At 64.5% G+C, this 21,180-nt stretch carries 16 protein-coding genes; 10 read left to right on the top strand and 6 right to left on the bottom strand.

The features are described 5' to 3' along the window. Positions 1–289: 289 nt before the first annotated feature. The gene (locus ABGA98_RS24205; protein WP_347620674.1) at positions 290–1,981 is read left to right on the top strand and encodes a non-ribosomal peptide synthetase; all 1,692 of its coding nucleotides are present in this window, start codon (positions 290–292) and stop codon (positions 1,979–1,981) included. 132 nt (positions 1,982–2,113) lie between these two features. Beyond that, a complete protein-coding gene (locus ABGA98_RS24200) occupies positions 2,114–3,373 on the top strand; it encodes a condensation domain-containing protein (protein WP_347620673.1) in 1,260 nt (419 codons plus the stop codon). Between the two features lie 32 nt (positions 3,374–3,405). Here the strand turns inward: ABGA98_RS24200 and ABGA98_RS24195 are convergent, their stop codons facing one another. Both ABGA98_RS24195 and ABGA98_RS24190 read right to left on the bottom strand, forming a co-directional pair. Beyond that, positions 3,406–4,692 (bottom strand): MFS transporter, encoded by a 1,287-nt coding sequence (locus tag ABGA98_RS24195; RefSeq protein ID WP_347620672.1) that lies wholly within the window; start codon positions 4,690–4,692, stop codon positions 3,406–3,408. Positions 4,693–4,839: 147 nt separating this feature from the next. After that, entirely contained in the window at positions 4,840–6,051 is a 1,212-nt protein-coding gene (locus ABGA98_RS24190) for a hypothetical protein (RefSeq protein WP_347620671.1), read from the bottom strand. Positions 6,052–6,161: 110 nt separating this feature from the next. Here ABGA98_RS24190 and ABGA98_RS24185 point away from each other — a divergent pair, with 110 nt between their 5' ends. From ABGA98_RS24185 to ABGA98_RS24170, 4 genes are all read left to right on the top strand, one after another. Then, entirely contained in the window at positions 6,162–7,385 is a 1,224-nt protein-coding gene (locus ABGA98_RS24185; RefSeq protein WP_347620883.1) for an ATP-grasp domain-containing protein, read from the top strand. Between the two features lie 243 nt (positions 7,386–7,628). Further along, positions 7,629–8,579, top strand: a complete 951-nt coding sequence (locus tag ABGA98_RS24180) for a 2-oxoglutarate and iron-dependent oxygenase domain-containing protein (RefSeq protein WP_347620670.1) — start codon at positions 7,629–7,631, stop codon at positions 8,577–8,579. Positions 8,580–8,661: 82 nt separating this feature from the next. Then, entirely contained in the window at positions 8,662–9,633 is a 972-nt protein-coding gene (locus ABGA98_RS24175) for a TauD/TfdA family dioxygenase (RefSeq protein WP_347620669.1), read from the top strand. Positions 9,634–9,654: 21 nt separating this feature from the next. Then, positions 9,655–10,749: a hypothetical protein gene (locus ABGA98_RS24170; protein WP_347620668.1), complete on the top strand. Its 1,095-nt coding sequence runs from the start codon at positions 9,655–9,657 to the stop codon at positions 10,747–10,749. On the opposite strand, the gene ABGA98_RS24165 is transcribed toward ABGA98_RS24170, so the two are convergent. From ABGA98_RS24165 to ABGA98_RS24150, 4 genes are all read right to left on the bottom strand, one after another. Next, a complete protein-coding gene (locus tag ABGA98_RS24165; RefSeq protein WP_347620667.1) occupies positions 10,737–11,996 on the bottom strand; it encodes a condensation domain-containing protein in 1,260 nt (419 codons plus the stop codon). The genes ABGA98_RS24170 and ABGA98_RS24165 overlap by 13 nt on opposite strands. A 74-nt stretch (positions 11,997–12,070) precedes the next feature. Then, positions 12,071–12,985 carry an ABC transporter permease gene (locus tag ABGA98_RS24160; protein ID WP_347620666.1) on the bottom strand — a complete coding sequence of 305 codons (915 nt, stop codon included), beginning with the start codon at positions 12,983–12,985 and terminating at the stop codon, positions 12,071–12,073. A 25-nt stretch (positions 12,986–13,010) separates the two neighbouring features. Next, positions 13,011–13,946 (bottom strand): ABC transporter permease, encoded by a 936-nt coding sequence (locus ABGA98_RS24155; RefSeq protein WP_347620665.1) that lies wholly within the window; start codon positions 13,944–13,946, stop codon positions 13,011–13,013. Between the two features lie 76 nt (positions 13,947–14,022). Continuing rightward, positions 14,023–15,984, bottom strand: coding sequence for an ABC transporter substrate-binding protein (locus ABGA98_RS24150; protein WP_347620664.1), 1,962 nt, complete (start codon positions 15,982–15,984; stop codon positions 14,023–14,025). A 666-nt stretch (positions 15,985–16,650) separates the two neighbouring features. Between ABGA98_RS24150 and ABGA98_RS24145 the strand changes: the two genes are divergently transcribed. The 4 genes from ABGA98_RS24145 to ABGA98_RS24130 all read left to right on the top strand — a co-directional run bounded on the left by ABGA98_RS24145 (position 16,651) and on the right by ABGA98_RS24130 (position 21,170). After that, on the top strand, positions 16,651–17,625 hold the full coding sequence (locus ABGA98_RS24145) for a TauD/TfdA family dioxygenase (protein WP_347620663.1): 975 nt from the start codon (positions 16,651–16,653) through the stop codon (positions 17,623–17,625). 297 nt (positions 17,626–17,922) lie between these two features. Then, entirely contained in the window at positions 17,923–18,924 is a 1,002-nt protein-coding gene (locus ABGA98_RS24140; protein WP_347620662.1) for an aldo/keto reductase family protein, read from the top strand. A 981-nt stretch (positions 18,925–19,905) separates the two neighbouring features. After that, complete coding sequence (locus ABGA98_RS24135; protein ID WP_347620661.1) at positions 19,906–20,277, top strand: TetR-like C-terminal domain-containing protein; 372 nt, start codon at positions 19,906–19,908, stop codon at positions 20,275–20,277. 278 nt (positions 20,278–20,555) lie between these two features. Beyond that, positions 20,556–21,170 carry a TetR family transcriptional regulator gene (locus ABGA98_RS24130; RefSeq protein ID WP_347620660.1) on the top strand — a complete coding sequence of 205 codons (615 nt, stop codon included), beginning with the start codon at positions 20,556–20,558 and terminating at the stop codon, positions 21,168–21,170. The last annotated feature ends 10 nt before the right edge of the window (positions 21,171–21,180 follow it).

Genomic DNA, 21,180 nt, shown 5'->3' with positions numbered 1-21,180 from the left:
CTCAGCGTCGCCCATCGGATGTTCCACGAAACTCAGAACATCGACTGTTGGCTTTAATATTGTGTCTTATATTAAAGGGACCGCTGCGTCTGGCGAGGGAGCAGCGGCACCAGCTGAGGTGCCAACACCCTCGCATCGCCGGAAGAACACGAAGCAGACGGACACCACGGGAGGTCGGCTGGTGCCTTTGGGGTCGGACGAGCCGCGGGGAGAGCTCGGTGCCGGGGACGCAGCGACCGCTCCGTCACGTGCGTCCAGCACTTCTCCCCTGCTCATTCATTCGCGATTCGTGCACCTCGCCGAGGCCGATCCCGACCGCCCGGCGCTGTTTTCCGCGGACCAGTGCCTGTCCTATGGCGAGCTTCTCGAGTCAGGTCGACGTGTTGCCACGGCGCTGACGGAACAGGGACTGGCGCCCGGCTCCCGGGTGGCGATCGTCGCCAGGAGAAATCCCCGCCTTGTCATCCAGCTCCTCGGGGTGCTGCTGGCCGGGTGCCAGTTCGCGATACTGGACCGAACCTACCCGCGGGCCCGGATGCGGGCCATGGAGGACGCGTGCCGGCCCCATGCCGTGCTGGACGACGACCGCCTGGACAAGCGGGACCCGGTGACTCCTGCGGCGGGGGCGGTCAGCCAGGACGACGCGGGCCCTGACACGGCGCGTGCTGGACAGCCCGCCTATCTGGCGTTCACCTCCGGCACGACCGGAACGCCGAGGTGCGTGCAGGGCGGGCACGCAGCCGTCGTCCACTACCTCACGTGGTCTCCGGAGGAGTTCGACCTGCATGCCGGTGACCGCTTCGGCATGCTCTCCGGCCTGTCCCACGACCCGCTCATCCGGGACGTCTTCACCCCCCTGTCCCTGGGCGCTCAGTTGTTCATCCCGGACCTGCGCACGTGGGCGCGCCCGGAGGCACTGGCGACGTGGATGCGCGAGCACCGGCTCACCGTCACGCACCTGACCCCCACGATGGCGCGCCGCATCTTCATCCCGGGGCAAGTGTCGCTGCACGACCTGCGACGCGTGCTCCTTGGCGGCGAAGTGGTCCGGTTCGGTGATCTTCACTCCTTCGCCCAGGTCGCACCGGAGGCCAGGTTCACCGTGGTCTACGGCTGTACCGAGACCCCCCAGGTCGCCATGCACTTCACGGCCGCCGACGATGAGCTTGCCGGTGACGCGGCCGCGGTGGTGCCCCTCGGTGAGCCGGCGCCGGCGGCGGAGGTCGAGATCATCTCGGCGACCGGACTGGCGGTGCCCACCGGGGAGCGCGGGGAGCTGGTGGTACGAACTCCGCATCTCGCGCTGGGCTACCTGCGGCAGGAGGGCGCGGCACTGCGGCTCGAACCGTTCGGGTCTCAGTACGCCACCGGGGACCTGGCCTATCGTGACACAGACGGGCGGCTGCTGTTCGCGGGCAGGTCGGACCGTCAGGTCAAGATCCGTGGTGCTCGCGTCGAGCTCGATGAGATCGAGCACCACTTCCGGTCTTTCCCCGGAGTCGTCCTGGCTGCCGCGACGGTGGCGCAAACCCATGACGGGCCGTCCCTTCAGGCTACGGTGGTGGTGCGGCCCGGCAGCGGGGTCACGGAACAGGAACTCAGGAAGCACATCGTGGCACTGCTGCCCGCTCCGGCGGTGCCGTCGGCCATTACCGTCCTCGACACAATACCTATGACCCCGAATGGAAAATCGACATTGAGCAGTGACCAGACCTTCCAGTCCGCCGATGCCGTAGCCCGCCGAGTCAGCGAAATCCTCGGCGCCGTCCTCGGCCGGGCGCCCCTTGCTCCGGATGAGGACTTCTTCGAGCAGGGCGGCGACTCGCTGGCGGCCATCGAGGCAGCGGCGACGATCGAGAGCGAGTTCGGATACGAGCTCTCCATCGAGGACATCTTCATGCAGTCGGGGGCGGCGGAACTGTCCAAGCTGGTCTGGAATGGCCTGCGCCCCGGATCTGGACCCTCATCCGACGCCGTTTAGTGCCGCAACGGCCTTTCGTGATATCTACGACCTGATCTTGGAAACCGGTTGGGACGGGCGGAGCCACGTCGTCAGGCGTTGGCATACGTGCGTGCCCTGCCGACGCAGATCCGAGCAAGATGAAGGGCTGGCATGACAGAGCGTGAAGTGCCGATGGCGCCGGGACAACTGGAGATGTGGCATGCCGAGCGGACCACGCAGTCCGTACCCGACAATCTCTACGGCGCCATCAGGCTGCACGGCCGCCTCGACGTCAAGGCCATGGAGCGGGCATTGGCCGCCGTGGTGGCTCGGCACGAGCCGCTGCGTACAAGGATGGTCTTCGACTCGGAGCCGGCGCAGCTGATCTCCGACGCCATTCCTTGCAGCATGAGCCTGATCGAGGCGGCCGACGAGGAAGAGGTTGTCAAGCTCACCAGGCCCGATGCGGGCACTCAGATCCACATGGATGCGCCTCAACTATGGCGCATCAAACTCATGCGGCTCCCCGACGGCGACCACGTCCTCGGATTCGTGTTCCATCACGTCATCATGGACGGCTGGTCGCTCAGCGTCTTTTTCGCCGACCTCAGCCAGGCATACGGACAAGCAATGGCCGGGCAGGATCCCTCGCTCGCCCCGCTGCAGTACACCTACAGTGACTACTGCCGCGAACAGCGGCGCCTGACAGGTGCCGAGGAATTCAAGGATCTCCTGGCGCACTGGCGAAAGCTCCTGCCTCCAGCCTTGCCGGAGCTTCGCCTGCCCAGGGACGGGGAGCGAACCAGCGGTACCGAGGCGCATGGCGAAGCGCTGGACGCATTCCTCGATGCATCCGCGACAGAGCAGATGGAGCGGCGCGCTCGCGCGGCGCGCTGCACCCTCTTCACACTGATGCTCGACGCCTCGGGGGCGACCCTCAGCGAGCTCGGCTCCACGGATGACGTCATTATCGGCGTCCCGTTCCACAACCGGACCAAGCGCCATCTGCATCCCTTGATCGGATGCTTGGCCAACGATGTGCCCATGGCGTTGACCGGCATTAGCCACCGGGGCACGGATCGCGATCGGCTGGACTACGCGAAGTCGGTCACCGCCGCCGCCCTGCGCTACCCGACCGTTCCTTGGCAACTGCTCAGGCGGGAGATCTACGGGTTGACCGACGTGGCACAGTACACCTTCTGCCTCAACGTCCAGAGCCCGCCTGACACCGCCTATGACCTCGTCGGTATCGAGATGATCGATATCCCCATGCTCAACGAGGGAACCATGTTCGACTTCGACCTGACACTGTCGAGGGTTTCTGATCACATCGAAGGGGATCTGGTGTACGCCTCGGACTTGTACTCGCGGTCGCGCGCCGAGGTGCTCTGGAGCGGCATCACAAGCAGATTGCTGAAGCCGGCGTCCTGAGAGCTTCGACCATTCCGATCATCCCGGAACGGTTATGCAGTGGATTCCTGGCTGATGTCGCCGCGTAGACGGACGGCGGCCGACCAAATGAAGGCGACGGCTCCGAGAACGAGTCCCGTGCCGGCCAGGGCCAGAGCCAGGCGAAACCCAAGCAGGCCGCCGGCAGCGCCGCCGGCCAGCGCGCCGAGCGCGATCACCCCGAAGGTGATCGTGCGGTAGCCGGCGTTCACACGCCCGAGCATGGTCGACTCCACGCGCAGCTGGCGGACCGTGATCGTATGGATGTTGAAGACCGTCAGGCCGAGGCCGTAGAACGCGAACATCGCACTGAACGCGATCGACGCCCATAAACCGGAGTTGGCGACCGCGGGCAGCAGTGCCAGCGACACAGACCCGACGACCATCCCGCCGCCGAGGGCGCGCCCGAAGCCGAGTCGTCGGCTTATCCAGCTCGAGGACAGGGCACCGACGACTGATCCCACACCCGCCGCAGCCATGACAAGGCCGATCGCGCCAACGTTCAGGTGCAGCTCTCTCGTTGCGTAAAGCAGGAAAAGGGTGAGCACCGCCTGCTCGAAGAAGTTGAAAGACGCGCTGACCGCGACCAGCCCGCGCAGGACCGGATCCTGGACCATGCGTCGCGCACCGTCGCCGATGTCGCGCGCTGTGCCCCGAGCCACTGCCCTCAACTCGTCCCGGGCCGATGCGTCGGGTGTGGCCTTGGCCTGCTCTCTGGAGCGAACGGCCCACAGTGTCCCTCCCGCGATCAGATAGGACAGCGCGTCGAAGAGAATGGCCACGGGCGCGGTGACGATCTGGATGAGCACGCCGGCCACGCCCGGGCCGACCATGGAGGCGCCCGAGAGGCTCGCTTCGATCGCGCTGTTCGCGCCGACGAGGTCGTCGCGCTTGACCAGGGTTGGCACGTACGAGAGGTAGGCGACATCGAAGGCGGCGGTACAGCCGCCGACCAGCAGCGCGATGACCGCCAGCGTCGGCAGATCGAGCATCGACGCCCACACGAGCAGCGGGACCGTCGCGAGCGTCACCGCGCGCGCGATGTGAGCGACCAGCATCAGTGATCGCGAGCCGCGCCGATCAACCCATACGCCCGTGAGCGGACTCACCACCAGGATGGGCAGCGTGGTGCATGCCGTGATGAAGCCGACCCAAGCCGGCGTGGCGTCGAGCGTCAAGATCGCTGTCATGGGCAGCGCAAGCAAGGTGATCTGATTGCCGAGTTCGGACACGGTATCGCCGGTCCAGAACAGCAGGAAATCCCTCGTCAGCCATTGCGGCCGCCGCAACCTCATGCGCATAGACCTCATTCCACTTTTGCGGTTGATTCGTCAGCATGACGGCGCAGCGACCGACGCTGTCTTCCGCGCTCCCGCCTGAGAGCCGCTGCAGCACAAGATTGACTCGGCACTCCAGCATGGTGCCACGCACCGCCCCTGGCAATACCGTCAATCGCCGATCCTGCTCACAGGATCGGGCCGCAGCTCCGGCAGCAAGGGGTCGGACGCGTCGGTGAAGTACCGCGCCACCTGCGGGCCGATCTCGGCTCGTAATGCGTCAGTGACCCGCCGGACCGCTCCGGAGGCGACGCCTTCTGGCCACTCCCATCCGATCGGCAGGGCCCACAGCGAAGTCAGCCGAGCGCCTCGCAGCACCTTGGCGTGCAAGGAATCGACACCGAGATGCAGGGCCCGCGCGCTGGTCTCGTAGGCGTGCGCGATTGGCGCGTAGTACACGACGTTGAAATACGCGTATGCGGCCTCGGGCTCGAGATCGTAGTCGAACCCGGTCGCCCGCACCTGGAGGCCGTGGCCGTGCCGGTACACGAGCGCGAACGCGCCGAGCCGGCCGTGTCGTCGGCCGGCGAACACGATCGCGTCCTCGCCGAAGACCTGCTCTTGACGGGCAAGCAGCCGCGCCAGCGCGCGTGGCTCCGCCAGTGCGCCATGCTTGCGCTGAAGCGCCGCCAGCAACGGCACTACCTCATCGATGACTGCGCCCAGGGAAACAATCTCTGTGCGCCATCCGGCCGCGTCGTACACCTTGAGCTCATGCCGAATCCTCCGGCGGCGCCTCGGGGCGAACTCGCCCAGCCAGTCGGCGAACGAGCAGCCAGGAAGCGACATCGTCGCGTCGGCGCCGATGGGCACGCCGACACCGACGTCCGCCGCAAGCTGGAGGCAGGCATCCGCGGGCACATACAGCAGCACCGCCTGTCTGCCGTCACGAGCGGCCAGCGCCGCGACCTCGCGCAGGAGACTCGTGCGCACCACGCTCGCGTCGGCGGGGGAAAGGCGGTCGCTCACGGGGACGTCGCTGCGATAACCGGATCTCCCGCCTGCGAGGACGAGCTCACGTGAGCTGGGAACATCGTCACGCCCGAAGAGCACCCGCAGCCTGTATCGCTCGCTGCCGGCCACCCGTGGCCTGTAGCACGGGAGCCCGCCCACAAGTGATCTGTTGTTGTCGCGAGCGAGTAGATACGATACATCCGCTGATGGATCGGCCTCATCACCGAGCAACCACGTGTGCGAGGTGAAAAGGCCGGCAGCGGACGTGAGACTGTCCCACTCGACTGGATCAACCGATCGAAGTGAGGAGGCAACATTGACATGGATGCCGCCAATCATGCCGACCATGCTAGCGATGCCGATGCCCACAAAGGAATCTTCGTAGCCGACGGCGCGACCACTCCCGCGTTCTCGATCAGAAGGCTCTTCGAGCACGCGACCGCCGCCGTGACCCCGCGATCCACACAAGTCAGGTGATCATGTCGGTGGAGCGGAGCGGCCCGACGCTGCTGGTCATCGGAGCCGACGTACTTCGCGCGGGCGCATTCCTGACCTGGGCCAGACAGGGCTGGCGGATCGTGCTGGCCGATGGCAGCTCGCAGGCCCGGTATGAGCACGCCGTCGATGAGTTCCACGGGGTCGATGCCCGCGATGAGCACAGCGACGTCGAGGCGCTCGTCCGTCTCGGTGCCGGCGCGGACGCGGTACTGACGCTCTCGGACGGCTCGCAGATCACCGCGGCGATGGTGGCCCACGAGCTCGGGCTGCCCAACGCCGGCGTCAGCGCAGCCAGGACCGCGAGGTCCAAGACCCGCCAGCGAGCTGCCGCAGCCGCGGCCGGCCTGGTCGTTCCGGCCTGGCAGGAGGTACGCGGCCCGGACGACATCCGCGCGTTTTACGCGGGAGGCCCTCGCCCCGCCGTGCTCAAGCCCGTTGACGCGGCTGCGAGCACGGCCGTGTACCGGGTGGACGACGAGGCGTCGGCGCTGGCGCGCTGGAGTGAGGTCCGCTTGTTCTCCCCGTCCGCGACCGGCATCGTCGAGGAATACGTGCCGGGGCCCGAGCTCAGTGTCGAAGCCGTGTTCGCACAGAAGCGTCTGGTGTTCTCGTCTGTCACGCGAAAGGTGACCGGAGGCCCGCAGGGCTTTCTCGAGCTGGGGCACATCGTCCGGCCGATCGCGGCCGAACCCGATGCCGGCCGCGCCGCGGCGGAGGTCGAGCGGGTCGCCCGGGCTTGGGGGCTTGAGAGCGGGGTCATGCACGCCGAGTTCAAGATTGGGAAAGATCGGTGGACGCTGGTCGAGGCGGCCGTACGCCCGGCCGGCGACCTGGTCCCCCAGCTCATCCTCCGCACGCACGGCGTTGACCTGTACGCCCTGATGTCCGCGGTGGCCAGCGGCGCTCAGGCATCCCCGGCTGCTCATGCCGCGGACGGCGTCACATCGGCGGTCCGCTTCGCTCTTGGCACCGGGATGGTCCGGCGCTTCGTCCGCCCCGCCGAGGTGCTCGCCGGCCTTTCCGAGGTTCAGGTCGCCAACCAGCTGATCGAAGCCGGACGGCGGGCTGGCCGGATCCACGGCAACTGGGGACGAGTGGCTTACGCGCTCGGCGCGTCGACGGATGCCGACCGGCTCGACGCGGAGCTGACGACGGCGCTCGATCGGCTGATTGCGGCGTTGGGGCTAGTGGCCGACGACGGGTGAAGAGGATCGGCTGGGCTGCGGAAGTCGACGCGCCCGTTCCGGGACAGGGTGGCCATCTGGTGGGCGCGCTCGGTCACGCTACCTTTCCTGTGGCAATTCGGGGCTGCTTGACGACTTCTGCCCCTTTTATAAGACTGATTGCAGGTTTGTCGGCTTAAGTGAGTCCGGAATCCTCGGAAAGCCGCCAGGCCGGTTGCTCGGTACCGTTCATGCTTCGCTACCGGTAAGGATAGGACCAGCAAGATGACAACTGCGACCGTCCCCGTCCTTGACCTGGCCACGACAAGCGCCGGCGAATTGACCCAGGCCCTGATCGACTGGTCGTGCGTTCTGGTCACCGGGCATGGGATCCCCGATGACCTGCAACAGGAGATGGCTGATGTCTCGGAGGAGTTCTTCGACCTGCCTGAGCAGGAGAAGGGAATGGTTCGCTCGCCGGGGCAGGGCCTGTGGCAGGGGTGGGTGCCGATCTATCGTGGCGACTCGGACCTCGTGGAGCCCGGGGTGGTTCCCGACTTGGTCGAATGGTTCCAGGCGCATGAGTTCGAGTCCTTCCGTCTGTGGCCGGAACGGCCGGCCCGGATGCGGTCGGTGTGGCTTGCGGCCTTCCAGTCGTACCGTGACCTGTCCACACGGGTGATCGACATGGTCGCGACAGAACTGGACCTGCCCCGGGAGGATGTCCCGGCCTGGACGGAACGGCCCTACTGCGGCCTGGCGGCGAACAACTACCCGGCAAGGAACCATTCGCCTTTGCCCGGCCAGGTGCGCTTCAGCCCGCACACCGACGAGGACGGCATCACCTTGGTCATGGCCGCCAGGGAAGACCCCGGTGGGCTGCAGATTCGGCGCCCGCACACACCTGAGGACGACTGGAGGCCTGTCTTCCTTCCCCCGGGGGCGGTGTTCATCCAGCCTGGAGACCTGTTAGCAAGGTGGACCAACCGGGTGATTCACGCCAATGAGCACCGCGTGGTGTACCCACCCGGCACCGGCACGGCCATCCCACGCCGCCAGTCGATCATCTTCTACCTCGACCCCGCTCGGGAGACGATCGTGACGCCCGCTCCGAATTGCGTTGCGCGGACCGGCGAGGCACTTCCTCCGCTGCACGTAGCGGAGTACATCTTGAGAGGCCAGAAGGTTCTTTCATCCGGGGACGAGCAGGCACGGTTGCAAGACACCAAGGACTGAGCACTCGGGCAAGCCAGGGCAAGAAGATTTTGGCCGCAATAAAGGGGGGACTTATTGCCTTCTACCGGATATATTCGGGTATGTGATACTCGCAGATGGTCTGGGCGAAGTCGTCTGTATACAAGAGCCGGAGTCCCAGCAATTGTGGCGGTTCGTCGAGCAACTTGCCGCTGACGAGCAGGTCGAAAGGCTGGACGCCGAGCAACTGGCTGAAGTCGGCACCGTGTTAGGGGCGAAGCTGCCGGAACCTGTACTCCGGTCCGGCCATCGATTCCGTAATCACGGCAACAGAAATGACGTTCTGCTGCTGCGCGGTGTCCTGCCCTCCAGCTACGGCCTCGGGCCAACTCCCGAATCAGCCACCTCGCCACGGGACGAGACGGCGAACTTGTGCGCTCTGTACCTAATAGCCGTGATGAGCATGTTCGGTGAACCGTTCACGTTCAGCGACCTTTACGAGGGACGCCTTGTCCAGGATGTCGTTGCCGCACCGGGTAAAGAGCACGCGCAGACCAGTGAGGGCAGTGACTCTTTCCTGGAGTGGCATGTCGAAGATGCGTTCAGCAGCGATCGGTGCGACTACTTCGGCCTGCTGTGCCTGCGCGGGGATCCGGCCGCGGCGACGATTCTCGCACCAGCCCGTGCACTGGTGATTCCCGATGAGGCACGGAAGGTGCTGATGCTGCCGCGTTACACCGTTCTTCCGGACGTCGCTCATGGCGAGAACCCGGAACCCCGGACGGACGTGGCGGTTCTGACCGGCACCCATGAGGCCCCCGAGATCCGATTCGACCCCGTCTATATGACTCCCACCGATCCGGCGGACGATGAGGCTCGGATGGCCTTCGAATGCCTTACCGAGGCAGTCAAGGCGGCTGCGATCAGCTACGTCCTCCAGCCCGGCGATTTGCTCGTCATCGACAATCGCCGGGTCGTGCATGCCCGCACACCGTTCCCGCCGCGGTTCGATGGCTCTGGCAGGTGGCTGTTGAGGGCGATGGTGTGCTCGTCACTGCCACGCCATCGCCGCCGAAACTCGCGGCGCGCTATTTGATTGGATGCCACAAGAACAATGATGACCGATGACTTTGGCTTTCCAATGCCCTCACCCAGTATTCATGCAGCTTACTCGTGCGATGAATTCTCCCCCCTCCGCGAGGTGATCGTCGGGAACCCGTCCGGTGCCCGGATCCCTCGGCAGGACGTATCGGCCTGGCTGAACCTGTACGGCGACCTATCGCGCAGCGAGATGGAACGCGTGCATACGGGAGAGTTTCCGGTCCGGGTGATCGAAGAGACAAAGGAGGACCTGGAAGTCCTGATCAGCACGCTGCGCAGCCTGGGCGTGGTGGTCCACCAAGCCTGGGCCGGTGATCACTCGCAGGAGTTCGGCACACCGCAGTGGCAAACCGACGGGTTCTACAACTATTGTCCCCGCGACCTGGTCCTGATCGTCGAATCGACGATCATCGAGACAGCGAGCCCGATGCGTGCCCGCTACTTCGAGCTGTTCGGCATGCGGCATCTCCTTCAGCGTTACATGCTGAACGGATCGGCGTGGATCGCCGCCCCCAGACCGCAGCTGGTTGACGAGCTGTTCCAGGTCGATGAACAGGGACGCCCGGCCCTGGGCGATCATGAGCCCGTCTTCGAGGCGGCCAACGTGCTGCGCTGCGGCAAGGACCTCTTCTACCAGGTGTCGGCCAGCGGCAACGAGCTCGGCCGGATATGGCTCGAGCAGACGCTTCGCGCCTATGGACAATTCACCATCCACCCGCTACGGAAAATCTACGAGTTCACGCACATCGACAGCACGATCGCGCTCCTGCGACCAGGGTTGACACTCCTCAATCCCGAGCGGATCAACGATGAGAACCTGCCCAGTGCCCTGCGGAAATGGGATGCCATCTGGTGCCCACCGATGAATACGACTTCTGCGAGCTCGCCGTATCCGCTCAGCTCGCGCTGGATCGGGATGAATCTCCTGATGGTCAACCCGGAGCTGGCCATCATAGACGCGACACAGCATGCGCTCATCCGGGAGCTTGAACGGAACGGCATCGACACACTGCCGCTCACCCTGCGGCACGCGCGAACTCTCGGTGGCGGGTTCCACTGCGTCACCCTGGACGTAGTCCGCGACGGACCCATGGAGAGCTATTTCGACTGAACGAGCAACCTGCTCTTTATTCCGGCCCAGAGAGCATTGGCCTGTGACCGTGAGTACAGGTCGGCGTCATACAGGAGATTTCCGGTTATCTCATCAGCTGATTTTTCCAGCATCAGCTCGAAGTCGTGGACGAAGGTCCCGTTGTGCACAGGGAACTCCTCGGTCATGTCGATGCCGGCCAGGCCGTAGGAGATGCGGGGCGGGCCTTGGATGTTGAGCATGAAGGTGTACGGCTCCACGTCCGTCGATCCGTTGAGCTCCCGCATCAGCATCTGCCGAGTTCTGGGATAGCGTAGGGCGGCGGCAGTGACCGACTTCGCGTAGTCCAGCCGATCGCGATCTGTGCCTCGGCTGCTCATGTCGGTCAGCACCATGGGCACGTCGGTGACGATGTATCCGATCAGCGGATGCAGCCGGCGCTTGGTCCGGTTATGGAACGGCACGCCGATGATGACATCGTCGGTCGCCGCATGCTCGCTGAGAGTCCTTGCGACTGCGTCGAGCATGAGCGTGAACATGGTGCAGCGCGACGCGCGAGCGCGCCGACCCAGCTGTGCCGTCGTGGACGCGTCGAGAAAGGTATCCACAGTGGCCCCGCGCACCTCGGCCTCGTCGATGCGTCCTCCGTCCTGGGGCAGGCGCAGTTTGGGCAGGGCGGCGGGCAGCAGCTTTCGCCAATGCGCCAGGACGTCACTGAACTCGCTGGTACTCGGCAGGCGCCGCTCTTCGCGACAGTAGTCGCTGTAGTTGTACGGCAGCGGGGCCAGCGAGGGATCGTGACCGGATATCGCTCGCCCGTAGGCCTCTCCCAGGTCCGCCAGGAAGACGTACAGGGACCAGCCGTCCACGACAATGTGATGGAACACAAATCCCAGGATGTGATCGCCGTCGGGCAGCCGCATCAGGCTGATACGCCACAGCGGCCGCGCATCCAGCGGAATCCGCCTGGCCGCCATCGCCCCGAACAGATCGACAGCCTCATCATCGCCGGCCACCTCGATCAGCTCTAAGCTGCAGGGCATGACATCGGAGACGAGCTGGACCGGTTCCTTATCAAAGATCATCGTGGTGCGGAGCGGCTCGTGTCTGGTCACCACGGCGGCCAGTGCCCGGCTGAAGGCATCCACGTCCAGGCGGCCGCGCAGCTTGATGGCGCCGTAGACGTTCTCGCGCGCGGACGTTGTGGCCTGCTCGGCGTGCCACATCTCCAGTTGTACCGGTGCCATCGGAACCTTGCGTTCTGTCATGCCAGGCTGTTCCCCTTCCTGGGCGCACGACCCCGCGGGTTCACCGGCGGGACCTGGTGACACTTGAACAGGCCCTAACGGCGGCGAAGGCGCACGTCGAACGAGTCACGCAGTGCGTCTCCGACGAGATTCAGGGCCATGACGGTCAGCACGATGCAGGTGGCGACCGGGAAGACCAGCCACCAATAGCCGTTTTGTACGTCCTGGATGCCGTCAGAAAGCTGATTGCCCCAGTCGACACTTGGATAGTGCAGGCCGAAGCCAAGGAAACCGACGTACGAGACGAGCAGGATCGATTCCGCCACTTGGAGGGTGACGCTGACGATAATCACCCCTAGTGAGTTCGGCAGCAGGTGGCGGAAGATCAGGCGCCAGTTTCCGGAACCTGCGCCACGCGCCGCCAACACGAAGTCCATGGATCTCAGCGACAGCACTTCACTGCGTATGAGCCTCGCTGAAAACAGCCACGAAAAGGCGCCTATCACCAGGCTCAGAGATAGAACGCTCGCGCCGAACTTAACCGACAGGATGAGCACCACGAAAACGACGGGCACGGAGAGAAAGACATCCACCACGCGCATCATGATCGAATCTATGATGCCTCCTAGAAGTCCGGACACCATACCCCAGAGGGTGCCGACGGTGGTGGCGATGAAAGCTGCCAGAAAACTGATCTGGAGTGCAGTCTGACCGCCCTTCATGATGCGGCCGAGCTCATCGAAGCCGTGGCTGTCCGTCCCCAGAGGATGTGCCGGGCTCGGCGGTTCGTAGGCACCGGCCAAGTTGGGCGTGATCTGATCCGTGCGATACACCCATGGTCCGATGAAACAGAAGGCCACGACGAAGACCAGGATGGCCACGCCGATGACCGCCCGCCTGTTCTTCGCGAAGTCGCGTAGCGCAAGTCGCCAGCCGCTCTGAAAGACGCCGACCTCGCCGCCCTCGGGGGCCAGACCGCGGTCGTGCATCGCCTGGATCTGTCCGGTCATGTCACGCCTTCCCGCTCGGCCGGTGTCAGGTTAGCTGGATTCGAGGATCGGTAACAACGAGGCCGATGTCCGCGAGGAAATTCCCGGCAACGACCAGGATGGCACCGAGCATGGAGAAGGCGAGTAGCACGGGATAGTCCGCCCTCTGCAGGCTGTTGAAAAAGAGCAGACCCAGGCCGGGATAGTTGAATAGATATTCAGTTATCAGGTCGCCGGTCAGCAATGTCGGGATGAACAGACCGATCAGGGTGATTATCGGCGCCGCGGCATTCCGCATGAGATGCCGCGCGAGCACCAAGCGCTCCGGCAGCCCTTTGGCCCGCACCACCCTGATGTAGTCCTGGGCGAGTACGTCCAGCGACGACGACCTCATATAGCGCGAGAAAATGGCGACCGAAAGGCCGGTAAGAGTTGCTATCGGCAGTGTCATCTCGTGCCACGCAGTCATCACGTCCAGCATGGAAGCGGATTGACTGGCCTCGAATGAGAAGATGGGCAGCCAGAGCGCGAACACCTGTATTAGGAGCAGGCCGAGCAAGAATAACGGCATCGAGTAGGTGATCAACGCCAGACCGGTCACCACATTGTCGCCGATGCTGTTCCGTCTCGCCGCCTGATAGACGCCGACCGGCAGCGCGATCAGCACAGAGAGGAGCAGTGAGATGCCGGCAAGGTAGGCGCTCCGCGGAGCCCGCTGCAGGAGCAAATCGGCAACAGTCTGATTGTTCACGTACGAATATCCCAGGTCACCGCGCAGGACATCGCCGACATAGCGAAGATACTGAATGGCGACCGGATCGTAATAGCCGTTCGCCTTGTTCCATGCATCGACTGCCGCCACGCTCGCGCGCATGCCCAGCACCTCCCTCGCGGGCGAGGGGTAGGTCGCGTGCAGCAGGCCGAACATGACGATCGAGATGCCGAAGATGACGACGATCGAGGCCATCAGCCGGCGAGTCAAGTAAGAATTCAATGCCGCCCCCGAGCGAGCAGATGACGGACCCGGTCCAGGGGAGCGGGCCAACCGGGCGCCTTATTCATTTCTGGGGATTGGTGAGATACCAGAATTCCGGCGTCACATAGTTCTGAGTCAAGTTCTCGAACGCGGCGCGGGGTCCTGAAACACTGGTCTTCCAGGCCCAGATGACATTGGGGATCGGTTGCCACAGGACCGGCAGGTCCGTGGTCAGGAAGGCAGCCTCCTTCCGCACGGCCTCAGGATCGCTCCCCGAGATCGAGGCGTTGATCAGCTTGTCCGCCGTAGGGTTGCTGTAACTGCCGGCCTGGAAGACCCCGCCTGTGTTCAGAAACCCGAACTGTGTGGGGTAGGGCAGGTTCAGCTGTCCTGGACTTCCCCAGATCTGCATGGCCCATTTGTTGATGTTGGCCGGCGCGTACGGGTTGGCGTAGTGGCTCACGATGTAGGGGGTGCTGGCGCTCTCCAGGCTGATGGTGATGCCCGCCTGCTTGGCCGTGGCGGCAAGGTCGGCGGAGATCTGGCCGTACAGGGCTGGGCTGTTGGCGTAGACCAGGTTGAAGGCGAGCCGGGTGCCTGCCGGGATGCCGGCGCCGCAGGCGTCCGGACCGGTGCCGGGCCGGGTGCAGGTGCTGGTGCCGCCCGGCTGGACGGTCCAGCCGTGCGCTTCGAGCAGTTGGACGGCCCTGGCCACGCTGAAGGGGTAGGGGTTCGTCTTGGCGACGTCAGGCACCCAGCGGTTCGGGGGCACGGTGGCGATGGGACCGTAGGAGGGGACGCCTGCGCCGTGCATGAAGGCCTTGATCCAGCCTTCCTGGTTTTGCAGGTGGGCCATGGCCTGGCGAAAGTACAGTTGCTTGGCGATGGCGCCGAAGTGGCCGGTGGTGTTCTCGAAATTGAAGGCGGCCAACGCGCTGCCGAAGGTCGGCATGCCGAAGACGTGGTAGCCGTTACGACGGATCGAGGGGATCTGGGGGACTGCCGTGGGGTCGACGTAGCCGACGTCGATGCTGCGGGTCTTGAGCGCGTTCTGCTCGGCGGTGTTGGAGGTGAACGGCACGCCCTGGAAGTTGGACATGTTGGCGGTGCGCGGACCACCGTAGGACCGGTTGGGGACCATCGTGAAGGCGCCGCTCGTGGGGTTGTAGTCGGTCAGCTGGTAGGGACCGTTAACGATTTTCCACAGCGGGTTGGTGGCATACGTGGCAAGCGACTTGTTCTGTGCAATCAGGAAGTTGTAGATCTTCCTCGCGTTGGCCGGCTTGGTGAAGTCGAGGACGGGGCCATCGATCGACTCCTTCGCCCACGCGTGGCTCGGGAGGGGGGTACCCGCGATGGCGAGGATGTTCTGCACGAACCAGCTCGGATTGACCGGCTTGGAGAGCTTGAGTACCAGCGTCGACGGGTTCGGCGTGCTGGCACTTGCCAGGTCGTCCGGAAAATGGCCGGGGGTGTAGTAAACCCAGTTTGCCGGGTTCACCTTGATCCCAGCCTTGATCAGTTCGATGCCGAACAGGACGTCCCTGGACGTGACCGGCTGCCCGTCGGACCACTTGTAAGCGCTGTTCATGGTGATGGTCAGCGTCTTGTTGTCATCTGACCACACTGGCAACTGCGCCAGGCTCATCGCTGGGACGATCTCTGGGGTAGCGCCATTTTGCGTCCAGTACAGCGGCCGCCACATCTGCCACTGAAATCCCTGGACATTGCTGGGTGAGCTGCTGAGTGAGCTGTTGAGGGGGAAGATCCACGTCGGCACAGAATTAGGAGGCATGGCCCAGGTGATCGTGCCGGTGTACTGCTTTCCCGTCGCAGGCGCGGGCACAGAGCCAATCACGCCGTTCGTCGTTGAATCCTTCTTGGCCGCAGGGGCATTGCTGCCGGTGCAGGCCGGGAGGATTAAGAGCCCAATGGTCGCCAGGACGAGCGCGGGTATTCCGCCTCCCTTACGTTGCCGCGCCCTACGAGCCGGATCTCTGAGGTGGACCATCGGGCATATCCCTTCATCCAGCCGTTTCTCCATGGTATATACACTTCGTATTCATCTCCCGGATCAGGCGACGGCAACGCATCGCCGGCCAGGTCGGCGAATCAGGAGCTCGATCCGCCGCCGTCCACTCGGCATCTCACGGGGACGCCTGGCTCTATTGGGTCCGATCATGCACCGTCCATGCGCGGATGTGTAGTCCCCCGCCCGATCCGGGGCCCGTCTGCGTACTCGTCGTGGCGCTCGCCAATGGCCGGTGGACACGGCGATCGGGAAGGGCCGGGCCAGGGTCGCAGAACATCTGCCGGCCGGGAGACGACGACTACGCCACGCACGAGCACCCGACCCTCCAACGGTAGCCGGTCGCCCACGCCAGACGCTGGAAGCTGACAGCGCGCATTATCAAGTCAAGGCTGGAATGACAAGCCCATCTATCTATCTGGATCACGACCGCCGACAAGATCAACCAGTCCTCACACCACTTATCCAGCAATTTCATACGCGAAGCCCTAACTGTGGCTCGCATGCTCGGCTCCACAACACCGGCGGTGTCACAGCCGAACCTCCCCCGGCGACCGAGCCGCCCACGGCGTCGCACCCTGATCTTTTTCGGGCATGCCGTTGCGGGCTCCGCCTTAGCATAGTAATAATTGGATCGTTCATGGGAGATCATGACCCAATGACTCGATTGGTCGGTCAATCGTGGAAGATTACGTGGTCACAGCCACCGACGCAGCACTCCTGGTGGACTCGCTCAAGCAGCTAGAACGCGAATACAAGCAGTTCGACAATCCCGCCTATCTGAACGCTATTCCCAGCTTGGCGCATCTCCTGCCGTCCGACCTCGCTGACCGTCTCGCACGATTGCGAAATCGAAGTGCACCGTCAGCCTTGCGGATTCGCGGCATGTCGCTCGAACTGACCACGCCCACGCCAGCGCACTGGCGGGAATGGCAGCCCGAGACCACGACCCTTCACGACTTCTGGCTGACCCTGACGTGTGGGCAACTGGGCGATCTCTTCTCCTACGCGTCCCTGCAGGACGGGCGCCTGGTCGAGGACCTCCTTCCCATCGCGGGCCTGGAAGACGCCCAGCTTGGGCTCAGCAGTCTCGGAGGCTTCGCCCTGCACGTCGATGACCCCTTCGACGATGACCGTTGTGACTTCTTCGGCCTGCTCGCCATGCGCAACCCAGACCGGACCGAAACCATGCTCGCCTCCATCGAGGAGGCCGACCTCTCGGGCTTGGACATGGACGTGCTCTTCGAGCCTCGCTTCACCATCCAGGTCGACTCCGAGCATCTGGAGGGCATGGGCGCCACCGAGGAGGTGACCCTGCAGCGCCCGGTGCTGAGCGGAAGCCGGTCCGCACCGACTCTGTGCCTGGATTGGGCCTACACCGACGCGGTACCCGGCGATGACCGAGCGCAGACCGCACTGGCCGACTTGCGCTCGCGGATGGAGGCCGTGATGACCACCGTCGCGCTGGAACCCGGGGACCTGCTGATCATCGACAACTATCGGTCGGTGCATGGCAGACGGCCGTTCCGGGCACGGTACGACGGTGCCGACAGGTGGCTTCGCCACGTCATGGTCACGCTTGACCTCGGACGCTCACGAGCTCGCCGGTCCAGCGACGAAGACCGAGTGGTCGGCTTTTTGCCCTTGGGGAGCTAGCGTCCTGCACCGGCAGTTCACCGCTGGTCTGGTATGACTGTTCCTTCTGATGGGGCCGCTGCGGCGTCCGGAGCCGAAGCTTCCTGCGCTGACCTTGTCCGAGCAGGAACGCACGACGCCGCAGCGGTGTACGCGACGCGCCCGAGACTCGCAGGCTCGGGCGCCGCGGTCACAGATGGTGTTGGCATGCGCCGGACACTGAGCCTCCCGCGGTCGGGCCGTGGCCAGACAGAGGGGATCATGCCGGGCAGGGCCAGCCATCAAGGGGCGAACTGATTACCAGAAAGGTGCACTCCCATGGAGTATCGTCGCCTCGGCCGAAGTGGCTTGAAAGTTAGCGAAATCATTTACGGGAACTTTCTCACGCACGGCTCACAAATCGACGATGATGCTGCGCTGACCTGTGTCGCGACAGCGCTCGACGAGGGCATCACTACCTTCGACACCGCGGACGAATATGCGGCGACCAAGGCAGAGGAGGTGCTCGGCAAAGCGTTGAGTGGCGTACGCCGCGAGTCCATCGAGATCTGTACCAAAGTCTACTGGCCGACCGGCTCGGGGGTTAACGATCGCGGGCTGTCCCGCAAGCACATCATGGAATCCGCGAACGCATCGCTCAGGCGGCTGCAAACCGACTATGTGGACCTGTATCAGGCTCATGCGTTTGACCACGAGACACCGCTTGAAGAGACGCTCCGGGCCTTCGATGACCTGATCAGGCAGGGCAAGGTGCTCTATATAGGCGTCTCGGAGTGGCGGGCTGAGGAGATCGCGGCGGCACTCAAGATCGCTGGAGAGCTGGGGCTGGATCGGATCGTCTCCAACCAGCCGGAGTACAACATGATCTGGCGCGTCATCGAGTCCGAGGTCGTCCCGCTGTGCGAGAAGGAAGGAATCAGCCAGATCGTCTGGGCGCCGCTCGCGCAAGGCACGCTCACTGGCAAGTACCTCCCCGATGCCGCACCGCTCGCCGGGTCACGGGCTGCCGACAGCGGCGAGGGCTCAGAGTGCATCGCACAGTACATGACCCACGACATCCTCAGCCGGGTACAGCAGCTGAGACCGATCGCCGACGAGGCGGGCCTCACTCTCGCCCAACTTGCCGTGGCGTGGACGCTGCAGAATCCGAACGTTGCCGCGGCGATAGTGGGTGCCAGTCGGCCCGAGCAAATCCGGGAGAACGTGCAGGGCGCCGGATGCCGGCTGGATCAGGCAGTGCTGCGGCAAATAGACGAAATCTTTGCAGAGCAGATAGTTACTGATCCATCGAAGACTGCCAGTCCGGCGATGCGGCCCTGACCGGTCACAACCCGGCTCTGGACTCCGCCCCAGCCGGCCAGGAGGTGACGGCGGCGCGGTCGCGATTCAAGGTGGCCGGCGCGCATTTGCCCCGCAGCTCGGCGAGCGCGGTACCGATCTCGGTGCCGGCGATCTCCGCCAGTAGGCCGTGCGCAGGGCGGCCGCGTTCTGGGCGTTGCGGGGCCTGCACGTACGCAGCATCCCGCGCCCGCCGATCTGGACACCGCGCACTCCATGGGAATGGACACATGCCCGCATAACGCCGACGGTAAAGGATGCATGATTGCTCGGCGGTTGCTCGCGTGTACACCATGCGACCCGGCACGCATGGTCACTACCCCGCACGACGCGGACGCTGATCCCGACCAGAACGATACAAAGCGGCACTACGCAGCACCCAGCGACATTGACGAGGATTCTCATAATCCGTGGGTCGTGGGTTCAAGTCCCACCCGCCCTACTCACCACTACCGCGTTCTACCTGGGCTTTCTCGGTTCTCGCCAGCCTTCGATCTCGTTGTTGATCATGGTTGGTTGCTCGGTGGTTGCTCTTGTGTGCGGACCGTGTAGCGCCGTAGATCGTTTAGAGCGCCACCGTCAGCTCAGACCCCAGAGACGACCATCCGAAGATCAAGCCAGAAGACCCGCACGATGTCACTGGTCAGCAGTGGCCTGATGAGCGGTCGCGTCTTGTTCAAGTCGGCTGGCCTCCTCCGCCAGGCCGCTGGTGACCAGCAGATAAAAGATCCGCTGCGTCTCGCAGCGAGCGCACCCGCAGGCTCATCCGCCAGGCCCTCATTGAGCTGGTGGAGGAAAAGGGCTTCGGTGATGTCACCGTAGGCGACATCGCCAGACGGGCGCTGATCAACCGGGCGACGTTCTACCGTTACTACCAGGACAAGTACGCGCTGGTCGAGGAGATCTTCCGGGAGGTCATCTCCGAGTTGCCCGCCGAACTCGACCCCACCGGCCCGCATATCGGTGCCGGACCGGATTGCCGGCTGGGAGCGGCTGTTCGATCATGTGGATCGGCATCACCGGTTGTATGCGGCGCTGCTGGGGCGGCGTGGAGACCCCTCATTTTCGGCGCGGTTGCGAGAACACTGTGTGGAGCTGGCCCGCGACCGGCTCCGCAACGTCCGCGACCATAACGCCTCGGACACCGGGCAGGAGATGCCACCAGGAGAACTGGAGCTCGTGTTCGCCGCCAACCTGACCCTCACAGCGATCATCTGGTGGCTGGAGCAGCACCGCCCTCTGCCCGCTCGCCAGATGGCCGAGGCGGTCGTCCGTTTCGCGACCCAGGGCTACTTCGGCGCCCTGAGCCTCGATGTACTCCCTCCTCGCCCGTAGCCATCAGCCACCTTCAGTCTGGCTGTGCTCTCGCCTGCGAACGTGGCCCGTCACGCTTGCTGCGACCTGCCGCTGCTGCTGGCCACCGCGCACGCCGCCAGCGACGCGACGGCGGACAGCGCCGCCTTACTGGCGGAGATCTACACCTTGAGCACGCGAGGCCGAACGCCTGGGCGCGACCCCAGAGGAGCTCCAGGAGCTGACCGGCCAGTCCTGTTCTCCGCAGGGGAGCGGTGTAGCCCTGGCGAGGATTTGCTTACATGAGCTACGGTTTGCTTATGCGAGCAAATCAGCCATCGTCCAGCGAGGGTGGCCGGACGTTCACGGAGATCGGGCGGCGGGCGCAGATCGTGGCCGCCGCGATCGAGACGATCGCCGACCTGGGTTACGCCCGTGCGTCGTTCGCTCAGATCGCCAAGCGCGCGGGTCTGTCCAGCACCGGCCTGATCTCGTACCACTTCGCGAGCAAGAGCGAACTGGTCGAGCAGGCGGTGGTCCAGATCTACGGCGAGATCGTCGCGTTCATGACCCGGCGGCTGGAAGGGCAGCCGACGGCCTCAGCCGCTCTTCGGGCCTACATCGAGGGGAACGTCGAGTTCTCCGGTGCGCATCCGGTCGAGATGAAGGCGCTGCTCGACATCTTCACCAACGGCGGCATCGACTATGACGAGTCCAAGGAACGCACGGCGGTGTCGCCGTTGGAGCAGATTCTGCGCTGGGGGCAGGAGTCCGGCGAGTTTCGTGACTTCAACGTTCGGGTGATGGCGACGAGTCTGCAGCGTTCCGTCGAGGGGCCGAACTTCCTGCTGGCCGGCGACGCGGCCCTCGACCTGCCGGCCTACGCGCGGGAGTTGGTGACGCTGTTCGAGCGTGCCACTCGCGCGGACCCGTGACCGCGTACTC

The organism is Nonomuraea sp. B1E8 (assembly GCF_039871515.1).
Taxonomy (GTDB): Bacteria; Actinomycetota; Actinomycetes; order Streptosporangiales; family Streptosporangiaceae; genus Nonomuraea.
Note: the sequence above shows the minus strand (reverse complement) of the source record. Positions and strands in the feature narration are given on the sequence as shown.